Annotated in this window: 14 protein-coding genes; all 14 read right to left on the minus strand. The window is 39.4% G+C overall.

Features of this window, described 5'->3' with window-relative positions:
- Positions 1–89: 89 nt before the first annotated feature.
- Positions 90–1,082, minus strand: coding sequence for a glycosyltransferase (locus tag PH4a_RS04490; protein ID WP_129038060.1), 993 nt, complete (start codon positions 1,080–1,082; stop codon positions 90–92).
- 389 nt (positions 1,083–1,471) lie between these two features.
- Complete coding sequence (gene hycI, locus PH4a_RS04495; RefSeq protein ID WP_129038062.1) at positions 1,472–1,969, minus strand: hydrogenase maturation peptidase HycI; 498 nt, start codon at positions 1,967–1,969, stop codon at positions 1,472–1,474.
- Positions 1,966–2,376 carry a formate hydrogenlyase maturation HycH family protein gene (locus PH4a_RS04500; RefSeq protein WP_129038064.1) on the minus strand — a complete coding sequence of 137 codons (411 nt, stop codon included), beginning with the start codon at positions 2,374–2,376 and terminating at the stop codon, positions 1,966–1,968. Before PH4a_RS04500 ends, hycI begins: the two co-directional genes overlap by 4 nt.
- Positions 2,369–3,151: an NADH-quinone oxidoreductase subunit B family protein gene (locus PH4a_RS04505; RefSeq protein ID WP_064721139.1), complete on the minus strand. Its 783-nt coding sequence runs from the start codon at positions 3,149–3,151 to the stop codon at positions 2,369–2,371. Before PH4a_RS04505 ends, PH4a_RS04500 begins: the two co-directional genes overlap by 8 nt.
- Positions 3,148–3,702, minus strand: coding sequence for a hydrogenase 4 subunit H (gene hyfH / locus PH4a_RS04510; RefSeq protein ID WP_129038066.1), 555 nt, complete (start codon positions 3,700–3,702; stop codon positions 3,148–3,150). The genes PH4a_RS04505 and hyfH overlap by 4 nt, the downstream gene beginning before the upstream one ends.
- An 11-nt stretch (positions 3,703–3,713) precedes the next feature.
- The gene (locus PH4a_RS04515; protein WP_064721141.1) at positions 3,714–5,447 is read right to left on the minus strand and encodes a hydrogenase large subunit; all 1,734 of its coding nucleotides are present in this window, start codon (positions 5,445–5,447) and stop codon (positions 3,714–3,716) included.
- A gap of 1 nt (position 5,448) precedes the next feature.
- Entirely contained in the window at positions 5,449–7,017 is a 1,569-nt protein-coding gene (locus tag PH4a_RS04520) for a hydrogenase 4 subunit F (protein ID WP_064721142.1), read from the minus strand.
- 4 nt (positions 7,018–7,021) lie between these two features.
- Positions 7,022–7,672 (minus strand): hydrogenase 4 membrane subunit, encoded by a 651-nt coding sequence (hyfE, locus tag PH4a_RS04525; protein ID WP_064721143.1) that lies wholly within the window; start codon positions 7,670–7,672, stop codon positions 7,022–7,024.
- A gap of 12 nt (positions 7,673–7,684) precedes the next feature.
- Positions 7,685–9,133 carry a hydrogenase 4 subunit D gene (locus PH4a_RS04530; protein ID WP_129038068.1) on the minus strand — a complete coding sequence of 483 codons (1,449 nt, stop codon included), beginning with the start codon at positions 9,131–9,133 and terminating at the stop codon, positions 7,685–7,687.
- A 6-nt stretch (positions 9,134–9,139) separates the two neighbouring features.
- The gene (locus tag PH4a_RS04535) at positions 9,140–10,090 is read right to left on the minus strand and encodes a respiratory chain complex I subunit 1 family protein (protein ID WP_129038070.1); all 951 of its coding nucleotides are present in this window, start codon (positions 10,088–10,090) and stop codon (positions 9,140–9,142) included.
- A 12-nt stretch (positions 10,091–10,102) separates the two neighbouring features.
- The gene (gene hyfB / locus PH4a_RS04540) at positions 10,103–12,118 is read right to left on the minus strand and encodes a hydrogenase 4 subunit B (protein ID WP_129038073.1); all 2,016 of its coding nucleotides are present in this window, start codon (positions 12,116–12,118) and stop codon (positions 10,103–10,105) included.
- 1 nt (position 12,119) lies between these two features.
- Positions 12,120–12,740: a 4Fe-4S dicluster domain-containing protein gene (locus PH4a_RS04545; RefSeq protein ID WP_129038075.1), complete on the minus strand. Its 621-nt coding sequence runs from the start codon at positions 12,738–12,740 to the stop codon at positions 12,120–12,122.
- Positions 12,741–13,100: 360 nt separating this feature from the next.
- Positions 13,101–13,994 (minus strand): pirin family protein, encoded by an 894-nt coding sequence (locus PH4a_RS04550; RefSeq protein WP_129038077.1) that lies wholly within the window; start codon positions 13,992–13,994, stop codon positions 13,101–13,103.
- 176 nt (positions 13,995–14,170) lie between these two features.
- Entirely contained in the window at positions 14,171–14,647 is a 477-nt protein-coding gene (locus tag PH4a_RS04555) for an RpiB/LacA/LacB family sugar-phosphate isomerase (RefSeq protein ID WP_064721149.1), read from the minus strand.
- Positions 14,648–15,223: the final 576 nt, after the last annotated feature.

The raw sequence follows: 15,223 nt of genomic DNA on the forward strand, positions 1-15,223 counted from the left end.
ATAAAAGAGAATAAAATGTTATTTTTACGATATTCTATTAATCGGTTTCCCTTCTACTTATTGCCAAAATAATAAAACACCTAATGCACCTATTTATTATTGAGAAGCTTTCTTAATTTAAAATAGCGTCGCCCTAAACGCCAACGTAATCTGAAATCCTTGGCATTTTTCCAAATTAACGCCCAAATACCTCGATCAAATAACTCTTGAGCCATTTGGCTTTTAATTTCAGATGACTGAATACAATTAATAGAATGGATAATACCTAGACCTTCTTTCGCAATTTGCCAATAACAAGCATTAATACTTTTAGCAATTTTTTCATGCTTAATATTAATCGCATCCAACATTTCTACTATTTTCATATAATTATGTATTGTTCTAACATAAATGCTGTCATCAGGTTTGGTATGAGAAACAGAAGCAGAGTGAATAAAATAGTTGTAATAACACTCATCAATATATTTGACTCGTTTAGCAGTAAGTAGCACCTCCGTTGTCCATGGAATATCTTGATGATGCAATCCGGGTTCAAATCGATGGCCATGAGCTAATAAAAACTCTCGACGATAAATATTTAGCCAAGTGACATGCAAAAATTTTCTAGATCCTAGCGCGATTTTTAGCCACTGAGGTCCGGTTAATATATCTGTAGTACTTAATCGATTTGAGGGAAATATTTTCCTAGAAGGCCGCCCATCTTCATAAACGTAATTCCCATTACAGGTTAAAACGTCCAAATTATCCTCTTGAGAAACTTTAAGCATTCTACCATACATTTTGCAATCAATAACATCATCAATATCAGGAAAAACAACATATTGACCATTTGAAATATTAAATCCTGCATTACGTGCTGATGAAACTCCCTGATTATTTTGAATTAAAAGAGTAACGGAGGGAAATTTACCCTTCCATTGATTAATAATATCAAGAGAATTATCTTCAGAGCCATCATCAACAAGTATAAGCTCCCAACTTTCTAACTTTTGATTTTCTAAATAATTGAAAAAATTATGTAAAAACTGACTTCCATTATAAATGGCAACAATGATACTCAATTGAGGGGTAAAGAGAGACATATAAAAAACCTTTTATTCTTGCTGAAATAATAATCACTTAAAAAATATTCCGCATGAGAATAACAGGTTTAATTCGTTTGAAATGTTGAAAAATTACCTTGTTCTTAATTTAGCGTTCAGATAAATATTTGAATTTATGCTAGCTAGCCGCATAAATTAAGCTAAACTTAATTAAATCTATAACTTTGATTAATGAAATAATAATACTTATTTAAAGTTATATTTTTATTCATTTAAAAACAATAAATTAAAACCTATTAAAATAATTTTTTAAACTAAGTTCTAATTCATTATTAAATTTTAAAAAAAATACCTTAAATAGCAAAACATCCGCAAATGCGGATGTTTCTATTTTATATTTATAGGTGGATACCTGTACTACTGTTTATTTATTCACTCTCTTCTTCATCACCAACTTCAAGTTCAGGAAAGTAATCTACTCGCCATGACTTGATACCTTGATAGACTTCATCAACGGCATTTTTTACTGCTTCCGTCATTGGATAATAAAATCCAACCAGATCTGGCTGTATTCCTAGAAATGTAATATCTGGAATATCATCTTTTAATTGATCGATAAGAAAATTAAGCGGCATATTGTGGGTGCTCATAATAAACATTTCCGCTATATAATCAGGATCTATTACTCTGATTTCGCCCGGTTTTAGACCAATATCTGCCGCATCAACAATGACAACACACTGAGGCTGTAACTCCCTCACTTGATAAGAGACATTTTCTGGAGCACTACCACCATTAATCACAATCCATCCTTCAATAGGATTAGTTTCCATTAAATCGGCTAATAGCGGCCCTGCACCATCATCTCCCATCATGCTATTACCAACAGTTAACACAACCTTCGGCGCTGTCATTTGTTTATTCATGGCTTTCTCTTCACAATTAAATAAATAGCAGGTTCAACGACAATTTCACCCAGCAAATCAATTAATTTTTGGCTCCATTTACTAAAAATAGGATCCTCATTTTTAGTAATAGGATCAAACGCCAATGCTAATAGATGAGTGTGCTCAGAGTTAATATTGATCTCACCAAACGTCAGCAATCCTTGCATTTTTCTTTTTGCTTCGCCTTCAGGAAGAAGGGCAATCCATGCTTTATATTTTTCAAGTGGGCAAATTAATTCCGTTTTTAAGCAGTCAATCATGCCAACATGGTGGCCTATTGCCAGCGAGTAATACATCACTTGCTGGGCTTCTGGTGGCACATCATCATCGCTATCAACAAATTTCTGTCTTAACGACCAAAAATAAACATTTGCATCATCAGACATGGGCTGCTCCTTGGCTTAATGAATGAACCAGTCGTTTTACAATCTCAGATAATCGAGGATCGTTCGCTTGGCGTAACCATTCATCCACTCTACCACTCACCTCTTGTACAGTTGCACCATCAAGTAAAGTGAGGAAATGATCACTGATTTGTCTTCCTTGATAATAACCCGCAAGGCGGCGAGCTTCGCGCTCAATCATAACTCGCGCATCTAATGGGATCGAAGGCAAAATAAGTGATGCTTGCTCGTTTTCAACTTCCGTGTGTGAAACACCTTTTAGTTTTTGATCAAGCAGACCTAATGCAACCGCAAAACCATAAATTGTTGCGGCAGGTGTTGGAGGACAACCAGGGATCCACACATCAATAGGAACGATAGATTCACTACCACCCCATACGCAGTAAAGATCGTGAAAAATACCGCCACCACAACCACATGCGCCATAAGAGATACAAATTTTTGGATCGGGTGCTGATTCATAAGCACGTAATGCAGGCACACGCATTTGGCGCGTTACGGCCCCAGTAAATAATAAAATATCTGCATGGCGGGGAGATGCGACCACTTTAATACCAAAACGTTCAGCGTCAAAAACTGGGGTAATAGCTGAGAAAATTTCGATTTCACAGCCATTACAACCACCACAGTCGACACGGTAGACATAAGCTGAGCGTTGAATATCTTTCAGCAACGTCTGTTTCAGCTTTTTCACCTGATCATTTAATGTGATAGGTTGGCTAACATGATGATTTACGGTAATTTCTGGTAGACTCATTTTTTTGTACTCCCGATATTACCCATACTTAAATTTTCTTGGCCATCGGATAACAAGTTATGTTTACGCTTACAGTCAGGACAGGTTTCAAATTGTGGACGCATCGATTCCACGGTACCTTCATCCCAACCAGAGTGCACTAACAGCGCCATGGCATAATCGACAGATTTTTTTGGCGTAAATGGCTGATGACACTCTCGGCAACTCAATAATTTAAATGTCCCTTTAATATAGAGATCCGATTTTTGAGTTACTGCGGTTTCAAACATATCCGATAAAACAATGGCTCTTGTTGGGCATACCTCTTCACAGCGACCGCAATAGATACACCGACCGAGAAATAGTTGCCAGTAACGCTCACCTGTTTCCAGATTATTTTCCATCGTTAATGCATTGGCAGGACATGCCGCGGTACACGCACCACAGACAATACACTGCTGAGCATCATACTCAGGCTTTCCTCTGAAACCATCAGGTAAATCTAGCGGCTTAAATGGATATTTTGTCGTTGCTTCGCCTGTTTTAATAATGGTTTTAAACAATTTTAACATCGTTCATTCCCTCACTTGAGCGGCGAATTTTTACGTTCAATGCTATAACGTTCAATTTCTTTATAAGAAACTGTTTTGGATTTACGTTTTTTCACATCAACGAGCGTTACCCTGTCAGTACAGGAATAGCAAGGATCAAGGCTACCAATAATTAAAGGCGCATCAGAAACAGTATTGCCTTGCAACATATAACGTAATACTGGCCAATTAGCATAAGTCGCAGCACGACAACGCCAGCGGAAGAGTTTTTGGTTATCACCCAACATACTCCAGTGAACATCCTCACCGCGTGGTGCTTCAGTAAAACCAAGTGCAAATTTGTAAGGCTGATAAGTAAAGCCTTCGGTTAACAATGGCCCCTCTGGTAAGTTATCCAGTGCGTATTCAATCATTGATAATGAATCAAGCACTTCTTTGATACGAACCATCACACGAGAGAATACATCGCCACCTTCATAACTAAATAGTGTTAATGGAAGATTGCCATAATCTGCAAATGGGTGATCAAAACGAACATCACGTTTAAAACCACTGGCTCTGATCATTGGCCCTACTGGACTAAAGTCACGAGCAACTTTTCTATCTAAAATACCCACACCGACTGTACGCTGTTCCATATTCGGCGTAGATAACAAAATATCAACCAGTTCAGTGACTTCACGACGCATCTCTCTGATTAACATAATGGTTTTTAGACGTTGGTCTTTTAAGATATCGCGACGAATACCACCAATTAAATTCAGACCATAAGTTTTACGTGCACCAGTCAGCATTTCTGCAATTTGCATTGATTTTTCACGAATGCGGAAAAATTGCATAAAACCAGTATCAAAACCAGTAAAGTGACTAGCTAAGCCAATATTTAATAAGTGACTATGAAGACGTTCAACTTCTAGCAAGATGGTTCTAATCGTATGAGCACGACGAGGCACTTCGATGCCTAATGCATTTTCTACAGAGGTGACATACGCAACACTGTGAGTAAAGCCACAAATACCACAAACACGGTCTGATAAGAATGTAACTTCATTATAACCCATGCGGGTTTCAGCCAGTTTTTCCATACCACGGTGAACATAGAACATGCGGTAATCTGCATCAACAATGTTTTCACCATCAACAAATAAGCGAAAGTGTCCTGGTTCATCTGATGTGATATGCATTGGGCCAATAGGCACAACACGCGCATCTTTTTTACCATCATTAATAAACGGATAAGTTTCTGTTTCTGTTGTTGGTGCTGGACGTTGACGATAATCCATCGCATCTTTACGCAGCGGATACATCTCATCTGGCCAATCATCAGGTAAAACTAAACGGCGTTCATCAGGTAAACCAACGGGAATAAGACCGTACATATCACGAATTTCACGTTCACCCCAAACAGCAGCAGGAACGCGTGGAGTGACAGATGGGAATTCTAAAGTAATCGGGCTAACATGGGCTTTCACTACTACCCAACATTTCTCGCCCTCTTCCATTGATAATGCATAATAAACGGCATAATCGCCATTTAAGCTACGTTCATCGTTACCAAATAACACGGGTAACCAACCACCTAAACCGTAATACAGGTATTCCACCACTTCAGGCAGTGATTCCGTTTTTACTGTTATCGTCAATTGATCAGCGGTTTGACGCTCTTCATCAAGAACGGCTGATGGAAATTTCTCTCGGACTTTAGCAACATAACCTGCACCGAGTTCTTTTCCTTCTTTTCTACTGACATAATTTTGATAGCTCACGTTACATCTCCTGAACCGATGTTGATTGATTGCTGATTAAAGCCTGTGGCCATGTATAAGTGGGTGATTCGCTGTTATCGATATTCATCACTATATTGGCCGCGTTTTCCAGTAATTCACTGACTGGCTTAGGAATGTGTGTACCCATTAACAGCATGAGTGCAATCAGAATGACCATCGGTAATGTGGTTAGAATACCTAGCTCACCTTTTGCTACTGCATCTGGTTTTTTACCAAATACGGTTTTAGCAACCATGCGAACTAATCCACCTAATACCACGGTTAATAACAATAATAATAGGATAGTTAAACCAATATGCCCTGCGGCCAAACCCGCAACCACGACCATAAATTCACTGATAAAGACGTTGAAAGGTGGCATGCCCCCTAAGGCTAATGCACCACCAGCAAATAACGCGGCGCTAAATGGCATCACTTTAAACATACCTTTAACGACATTTAAGTCTCTTGTACCGTATTTCAGCAGCACGTTACCAGAGCCACAGAACAGTAATGCTTTCGCTAAGCTATGGTTTAAAGTATGGAATAAAGCGGCAAGAATACCAATTGGTCCACCAATACCGAGAGCTACGGCAATTAACCCCATATTTTCCACACTGGAATAGGCTAAAAGACGTTTCATATCGCGCTGAATAAGAATAAAGAACGCCGCGATAGCAACAGAAAGGAAACCAAAAATCAGTAGTAAATTACGAGTGAAATCAGTACCAATTGCTGCATCAATAATGATGTAATAACGAATGATAATCAGCAGCGCGCAATTTAGTAAAACAGCAGATAACAGCGCACTCACTGGGCTTGGTGCCTCACTGTGTGCATCTGGTAACCATGCATGCATTGGGAATAAACCTGTTTTGGTACCAAAACCGATTAAGATAAAGACAAAGGCCAAGTGCATTAATGTAGGATCAAGTTGATCGGTATATTTCAGCACCTCAGTCCAGAAGATGGCTTGATCAGGATCTGGCATAAAGCTTGCGGCATTGGCATAAACCAGAATCGTACCGAATAGACCAAATGCAACACCCACACTACAAATAATGATGTATTTCCATGCAGCTTCTAAAGAAGAGCGTTGGCCATAAATTCCCACTAAGAATGCAGAACTCAGCGTTGTCGCTTCTATTGCTGCCCACATTAAAATCAAGTTATTACTGGTGATAGCTAATAACATAGTGAATAAAAAGAGGTGGAAGAAACCATAATAATTACACAAAGTACGAACAGAGATTTCACCCTCATCGACTTCATGATTCATATAACCTATTGAATAAAGCCCCGTTAAAAAGCCGATAATGCCCAAGATCACAAGGAACAACGCACCTAAGCTATCAACATGAACCCAATTTGCTGCTGTCAATATTTCGCCATGAGTCATTACATCAGCCACAGTACCCAGCGCTGCAACAAGCAGTACTGTAATACCTATCGCATGAATGCCAGTCACAACAGGACGAGCGCCAGCTTTTAATAACGGGCTTAGAAATGCCAGTATCGAAAATACCAGCGGTGCGAACATTAAAATTGTTAACATGGTTGTTTGGTTCATCTCCTCACCCCTTCAGCGCGGTCAGTTGATCCACGTTCAGTGTGTTGAGCGTGCGGTAAATCTTACGAGCCAGAACTGCCATCACAATCACCGCAAAAATTGCGTCTGTTGCGATACCGATCTCCACAAGTTCAGGTGCTCTCCACGCTAATAATGCCAAGGTTAAGTGAGAGCCGTTTTCCATTAAACAGTAACCAAAGGCTTGTTTTAGAATATTACGTTGGGTCACGATACACAGCAGACCTAACATAAAGTGTCCCAATGAAACGGCTAACGCAGGTTTCAAATCAACAACCATTGGTATTTGAATTGGCTCAACCACAAACCAGCATAAAATAACGATAACAGCCGCCAGTAGCATCAATAGAGCCGGACTAATCACACTCACATTTGCACTGGGATCGGACAATTTACGGAATGCAAATCCCATAATCAGTGGCACTAGCAGAACTTTAGTAAAGAAGGCAGTAATTGCCCAAAGTGTTAATTGATGTGCGTCTAGCGTGTTTGCCAAGGTGACAAAAATCATCACCAAAACAAAAGATTGTAGTGCATAGAACCAACAAGAGGCGATTGGCTTTTTCGCACCAATAACCAGCAGCGAGGTTATCATCATTAGCCCCGCCAAATTATTTACAATAAGAGCTCCAGTCATGATTTATCTCCCTTATCCTAGCCAAGTGACCGCGATAACACTGGAACAGAAAGACATGACAATCAGCACGCCAATCACGATTTGCATCGCAATAGGAACCGGTTGTCCTTCTGCCACTTCATTACTTGGTTTGCCAGGAACAACACGACCAAACCAGTAGATAAACCAAGTGAAACTCGCCACAGATTCAATCAGTACCAACACCATAATTGGTGTCATTACCCAGAAAACACTCGATAACTCAAAACCGGCAGCAAAGATTGGGAATTTACTGAAGAAGCCATTAAGAGGTGGAACACCAGCTATGGCTAATGCGGCAACACAAAATCCTATACCGAGTAATGGATACCTATTAATTAACCCTCTTAAGCGGGGCAGCATACGGGTACCACAGCTATAACTCAGCGCACCAGCGACTAAGAAGAACAAGCTTTTTGCAAAAGCATGGTTAAAGATATAAGCAACACCACCATTAAATGCTTCACGAGGTCCAAAGATAGAGATAGATAACGCAAGGAAGATATAAGAAAGCTGGGTAATGGTTGACCATGCCAACAGACGTTTCATATCTTTTTGTGGCAGATACATCATAAAGCCATAAATCAGCGTAATGACTGCCATGGTGATACCCACCCAACCAATGATATGAGGTACCTCACCGCCAGAAAGAATGGCACGAGCAAAGATATATACCCCAACTTTAACCATTGATGCAGCGTGTAAGTAAGCGCTCACAGGGGTAGGTGCTTCCATCGCATCAGGTAACCATGCTTGTAATGGTAACTGTGCTGATTTACCCCAAGCAGCAAATAAAATGCCACCGAAAACAATCAGTTTTGTTGGTTCATCAAGCGTTGCGATAGCGGTTAACTCAAAGCTTCCGGTGCTGACAAACAAAGTCGCAGCAGCAAGATAAAGACCAATAGATGCAACGTGAGTAATCAACAACGCTTTCATCGCTGAACGCAGTGATTTATCAGATTGATAGTAGCCGATTAGTCCCCAAGAGCATCCCCCTGTGATTTCAAAAAACAGGAGTTGACCAAGAATAGTCGAAGAAAGCACTAAACCCGCCATTGCGCCAATAAAGATTAATAAGAATGCGTAATAGCGACGAGTACCATCATGTGGGTGCTCACGGTTACCACTAGTGAGATAACCGGTAGAGTAGAAACTAACTAGCAACCCTAAGAACACAACAGCAAACGCAATTAAAGTACTTACACGGTCGATAGTAAAACCAAACAGTGCAACATCACCGTATTGTACTAGCGTAATTGTGGTATCAACTTTGCCTTCAGCCAAAAACTGCCAGCCAAGGAAAACCGTACCGAGTGTTGCGAGCAGTGCGAACAGTGTACACAACCACTTCGCCATCCGATTTGGCATTAAGGACGTAATCAACGCCCCCGCAAATGGGATGAGTAAGGTCGCAAGAGCTATATTTTCCATTGTAATCATCGCTCCTTATAGACCAGTTAAATAGAAAACAAGAGCCAGTGCCGCAACACCGAATCCTAACCATGTCACGTGATGAGTCAGTAAGAAGCGACCACGCGCTAAACTGTTCTCAACCAATGACGCCAATACAAATACAACGAATAATTTCACTGCCATCAAAACTAACGCAATAATTATTGCGATAAACGTAAACTCACTTGCTTTACCAAAAGGAATAAAGACCGCAAGGAAAAGCTCCGCAATCACGACTTGTTTGAGACCAATACCAAGCTTAACTAAAGCAAAACCAGAGCCAGAATATTCAGTTAATGGTCCTTCTTGTAATTCTTGTTCTGCTTCTGCAACGTCAAACGGCATTTTGCCCATTTCAATAAATGAAGCGAAAGCACAGGCTAATAGCGCCAATAATGTTGCGGTTGGTGATACCCAACCTTGCGCTAAAGTCGCACTGATAGTGCCTACGTTGGTTGAACCAACGACCAAGGCAACAACAATCAGCGACAGCACTAAGATAGGCTCAACTAATACACCCAGTGTTAATTCGCGACTTGCACCGATACCCGCAAATGGGCTTCCTGAATCCAAACCCGATAAAGAGAAGAAAAAGCGAAACAGTGCAAACAGATAAATCAGGGCGATTAAGTCAGCAGCACCACCAAACAGTGAAGTTGATGTAAACACGGGCAGCGCCATTGCAACCACCAGCATGCTACCTAACAGCACATAAGGCATTATTTGGAAAATAACGCCTGATTGTTCAGGTGCTACAGATTGACGTTTAAGTAACTTAAAAATATCTCGGTAATCTTGCAGAATTCCTGGGCCTTGACGAGAGTGCATCTTGGCGCGAATTTGGCGAGAAATACCGGTACATAATGGTGTTATTGCTAATAAAAATAGTGCTTGAATAAGAGCAATAATCCCCATCATGAACGTTGGTGCTTCTTGGAAAGTCATGAGTCCCTCTCCTTACGCTGCGATAACTAAAAGCAAGATGACCAGCGCGGCTACAACGTACAGACAATAGAGTCTAAAATCCCCGCCTTGCAGGCATTGGATACGTTTAGCAAAACGTTGGATACCACGAACCAGTGGATAAATAATGCGTTCATCCCAGAATGGTTCGACCTTTTCAGCACCGAGCTGTGTTTTATTAAAACCACGCAACAGTAATGGAGATGGATCAAGCTGTTTACGCATACGATAAAGCGGTGCAAACATACTGCGTAATGCTTGAGTAAAACCACCTGCTGATACTGCCATGTCTTTTTCCCAGTTATAACCACAAGCCCAAGGGTTACCTTTACGGCGAAATGCAGGCTGACCGCCTTTTATGCCGAGGTAAATCAGGAATGGAATAAGAGGTAAGGCAATTAATAAAATAAATGTTAAGGCAGGAGAGAACATGGCTTGTGATGCCGCATCAGGGATCAGTAGCGAGCCTTGAGTCACTGTTAATGCGCTGGTTTCACTTAATGACATCGCAATATTGGCGATAATAGGTGCTATGAATGAAGCACCAACCCCTAAAACGATACAAAAGAGCGCTAACAATCCCATCGCAATGGTCATTGGTAGTGGAACTTCTTTTGCTTTAGTCGCTTGTTCACTACGAGGACCGCCACAAAAGCTTACGCCATAAACTTTCACGAAACACATTGCAGCAAGAGCGCCGGTGATGGCTAACATAATAATCGCTATCGGACCACTTAAGCGCATAACGAAGTTACCTTCGTAGCTCATCGAGAAAAGTGATTGATAGGTATACCATTCACTAACAAAACCATTCAGTGGTGGTAAAGCTGAAATCGCCATACAACCAATTAAAAAGGCGGTTGCAGTGTAAGGCATCAGTTTTGCTAAGCCCCCCATTTTATCCATATCACGAGTGTGAATTTGGTTAATAATGGCACCCGCACCAAGGAATAATAAGCCTTTAAATACGGCGTGGTTTAACAAGTGGTATAACGCACCTAATAAACCAAGCGCAGCAATAACAGGATGATTGGTTGCAATTCCCACCATACCAACGCCAACACCCATTAAGATGATGCCGATATTTTCAACGGTGTGCCACGCAAGCAGACGTTTTAAATCATGCTCTGCTAAGGCATACATTACACCGAGTACAGAAGAAACTGCACCAAATGCAAGAACCACAATCCCCCACCACATTTCGGTCGCACCAAGTAAATCGATACCCACTTTAATTATCCCGAAGATACCAATTTTCACCATCACACCAGACATTAATGCCGATGCATGAGAAGGTGCTGCGGGGTGAGCTTTTGGCAACCAGCTATGTAATGGCAACATACCGGCTTTGGCACCAAAACCAAAGAACGCCAGTAAAAACACCACCGAAGCCATTGCTGGAGAAAGAGAAAGTTGACGGAATGAATCAAAATCGAGGCTACCACTTTCACGCCACATCAAGAAGAAGGCAATCATGATAAGCACTGAGCCTGCGTGAGCGATAAAGAAATAGAGTAAACCGGCATGAATAGATTCGTCATCTTGGTCAGCAATAACTAAGAACCAAGATGCAAGTGACATCATTTCAAACAGGATAATAAAGTAAAAAGCATTATCCATTACTACCAGCCCCACCATTGAAGCAATAAATAGATTCATAAAGAATCCCATGCTCCATGCGCCACGACCTTTATATTCTTGTACATAGGCGAGAGAATAAAGCGCACACACGCTGACAAGTAGAGAAATAACAAACACCATAAAGGCAGCGAGCATATCCATTCGCACAACAAATGCGGCAAATTCAAAAGGCCCTGCTGCGGTAAAACTCACTGTTTCACCATTTAAAATTACGGGTAATGCACTAAGAATACCCAGCACACCACCAATTATTGCGCTGATACCCGAAATAAGGATTGCCAGCCCTTCCTGCTTTTTTAAAAACAGTGCAATAATGCCACCAACAACATACAGGATGACTGACCACAGCAGTAACTGAAGAGGTTCCATATTACTTCCGCTCCTGTGTCAAAGTAGATAAAGAGTCAAGGCTCGCCATCGGTTCCATTGCGGTTCCTAATCGACGTGCTTTTACCTGCTCATCAAGGCTATCTTCTTCAACTAAATGCAGGGCATCTGTTGGACAGACTTTGACACAAGCAGGGCCATCATCAGAGAAACTACATAAGTCACATTTCACAGCGATAGCGCGGACGCCTGCATTCCATGCAATAAATGGGTTTACTGTTGGTAAACTACTAGGGACATCAGCCAACATCTCTTCAGGTACGTAATAATCAAAAACAGCCGGTAAATTAACGGGTTTACTGCCCGATGGTGTAATCGCACCAAATGGACAAACAAGACCACATAACTTACAGCCAATACATAAACTCTCATTAAGAAAGATGGCATTATCTTCATGAGTGATGGCATTGACTGGGCACACGCGAGCACAAGGAGCATCCTCACAGTGCCGACAAAGCATCGGGGCTGTTTGATCCTCCACTTTAACCACTGTAAGACGCGGATGCGCCTGTAAACCCACAGCTTGGTGAACTTCCGAGCAAGCTGCCATACAGGTGTTACACCCTATGCATCGTTGTGGCTCTGCAATTACAAAGCGATTCATTCGCCACATCCTCCGAGAAAAACATTTAACAGCAACGCTGTCGTCAATTTTTCTTTAAATAAAGCATTTTTCGTGCCAAGAGAGGATTGAATTTATTTTCCATAAAAATCATATAATTATAAAATCATAAATTTTCGTTATAAATAAAAAGAATAACGATAAATGACGAATCGACAGTTATGACGTTGACAGTGAGAAAAGAAGTAAAACAGGATCGTCATTAAAAATGACACATAGATGGCGTAACTAAATGATAAAAACAGGTAAAAAAGAAGTGTAAAATAAAAAACTGAATTATCTTTTAAATCTCAATAACTCAGCTCTATTTAATTTTTTGATAAAAATAGAATAAATAAGTAATTACGGCATTAATGGTGATACTAATGGTTCTCTATTATCATTAATAACCTGACCAAAGCGTTCACTGCCTTTATTCCAATCAGCAATTGCGTTTTGAATCTCTTCTTTGCTTCGGCCAACAAAATTCCACCACATTAGTATTTTCTCATTTAAAGGCTCACCGCCTAAAAAGAGGATCTGGCTATCGTTACTTAATTCTATGGTTAATGAACTATTTTGAGTTTCGATATAGGCTAATTCGTTGGCATTAAAAACTTCATTCCCTATTGTCATTTTTCCCGTTAAAACAAAAAGACCATATTCAAATTTTTCTTTTAACGGTAATGATACGCAAGTGGCTTTCTTTGCAGTTATTCCCATTCCAACCATAGGTAATAGACAAAGCACAGAAGAAGTATAGTGTTGATAATTGCCAATTAATAACGTGAAGTTTGCATTATCAGATTGCCATTTAGGTAAATTAGGATAATGGTCAAATCGTGGCGGCATATTTCTTTTGTCTTTAGGTAATACAATCCATAATTGCGCAAGATGAACTTCTTTTTTATCACCATAACTATCTTCTGAATGGCTAATACCATGACCTGCTGTCATTAAATTAACTTGGTTAGGGCGAATAACTTGCTGATAACCTAAACTATCGCGATGTAATATTTCTCCTTCTAGCATCCAAGTAAATGTTTGCAAACCAATATGAGGATGTGGCGCGATAGCGAGCTTATCTACACTGCCATTAAAAATAGTTGGGCCTAAATGATCAAGAAAACACCAAGGGCCAATCAAACGTTGCTTTTTATCGGGTAAGGCACGATAGGTCTCAATTCCACCTACATCACGGGTTTTAGAGGTAATTCGTAATGGGGAATTTGCCGCATCTGAGAGTTGATGTTTCATTGTTCACCTACTTTTCAATTGAGAATTAAACAATTAAAAACGAATAGTCTTATCATTTTAGCTACGTCTCTCAGTCTAGACGCTAAGCTTATTTCTCTCAATAAGGAAAAATTATCCTTTTAATAAAAAAATAAGCCTGAATATTCAGGCTTATAGTAAATATATTGAAGATTTTTTTAGTTTTTATAAATTTTCTTTTCAACTTCTTTCATTGTATTTAAACCACACTGTAAATCTTCAGGTGTTGCTTCAGTAAAACCTTCGGTAAAGGTTGCTGATAAATAAGCATCTACCATCATTTTAGCTTTAAATGGTGTTATTAATAGTCCACCCATAGCAAGAATATTGCAGTTATTTATAACTTTACAAAAACGTGCACTTGTTACGCTCTCACAAACACCACAATAAACATTTTTATGTTTATTAGCGCTTATACTTACACCCATACCGGTTCCGCAAAAAATAAAACCAATATACTCAGGATGTTCAGAGATAATAGCCCCGACTTGATCACCTACATCACAATAACCTATAGGCCCAGACTCAGTAATATCTTTTATTGTGTAGTGTTGCGCTAATAGATGAGATTTAACTGCATCTTTAAGATCATAACCTGATGGGTCGGCGCCCATAATAATGGTTTTCTTTTCCATATAACCTCCTAAATTAATTTAAGAATTACTGGTAAAAAGCTAATCAGTTGATAATTAAGAACTAATAAGTTTTTTATTGATAAAATTATTAAAGAGAATACTTAAAGTATAGATCATATATCTATATTAGGTTTATCAAATTGAATTTAATTAAAAGAATGGCTTATATTATGATATGGAATCCAATTCCATAATAAGATTCATTGTCAATAAATCATAACTGAATAAATGACAATAAGGATGATAATTAGGTGGTAAATAAGAGTAAAAAAATAAAAGAGATATTTCAGAGTAAATAATTATATTGGAAGTGGTTTCCCTAGTACAACAAAATATAAAATAAATATCAATAATATTACAGGATTACAGTTTTTATCTATACTCCATAAATATCTCTTAAAGGAAATCAAAATAACTTATAAAATAAATATTGCTGTGGGTTATCTTTACCAAAACAACCTACCACTACATTCTAAAAAAATGGTTATTTTTTGCCAATTCCAATTGAGCATCCTTCATTCTATTTTGGCATTAAGTGGAAATAAATCAGAGATATTTGATTGATGAATAATAACA

Origin of the sequence: Proteus hauseri, assembly GCF_004116975.1 — a bacterium.
In the GTDB taxonomy this organism is placed as follows: domain Bacteria; phylum Pseudomonadota; class Gammaproteobacteria; order Enterobacterales; family Enterobacteriaceae; genus Proteus; species Proteus hauseri.

Coding starts and splice junctions, on each gene's coding strand:
- hyfE (WP_064721143.1), bottom strand. CDS start 7,672: ATGACTGGAGCTCTTATTGTAAATAATTTGGCGGGGCTAATGATGATA.
- PH4a_RS04520 (WP_064721142.1), bottom strand. CDS start 7,017: ATGAACCAAACAACCATGTTAACAATTTTAATGTTCGCACCGCTGGTA.
- hycI (WP_129038062.1), bottom strand. CDS start 1,969: ATGAATAAACAAATGACAGCGCCGAAGGTTGTGTTAACTGTTGGTAAT.
- PH4a_RS04550 (WP_129038077.1), bottom strand. CDS start 13,994: ATGAAACATCAACTCTCAGATGCGGCAAATTCCCCATTACGAATTACC.
- PH4a_RS04530 (WP_129038068.1), bottom strand. CDS start 9,133: ATGATTACAATGGAAAATATAGCTCTTGCGACCTTACTCATCCCATTT.
- PH4a_RS04555 (WP_064721149.1), bottom strand. CDS start 14,647: ATGGAAAAGAAAACCATTATTATGGGCGCCGACCCATCAGGTTATGAT.
- PH4a_RS04535 (WP_129038070.1), bottom strand. CDS start 10,090: ATGACTTTCCAAGAAGCACCAACGTTCATGATGGGGATTATTGCTCTT.
- PH4a_RS04505 (WP_064721139.1), bottom strand. CDS start 3,151: ATGAGTCTACCAGAAATTACCGTAAATCATCATGTTAGCCAACCTATC.
- hyfB (WP_129038073.1), bottom strand. CDS start 12,118: ATGGAACCTCTTCAGTTACTGCTGTGGTCAGTCATCCTGTATGTTGTT.
- hyfH (WP_129038066.1), bottom strand. CDS start 3,702: ATGTTAAAATTGTTTAAAACCATTATTAAAACAGGCGAAGCAACGACA.
- PH4a_RS04490 (WP_129038060.1), bottom strand. CDS start 1,082: ATGTCTCTCTTTACCCCTCAATTGAGTATCATTGTTGCCATTTATAAT.
- PH4a_RS04545 (WP_129038075.1), bottom strand. CDS start 12,740: ATGAATCGCTTTGTAATTGCAGAGCCACAACGATGCATAGGGTGTAAC.
- PH4a_RS04500 (WP_129038064.1), bottom strand. CDS start 2,376: ATGTCTGATGATGCAAATGTTTATTTTTGGTCGTTAAGACAGAAATTT.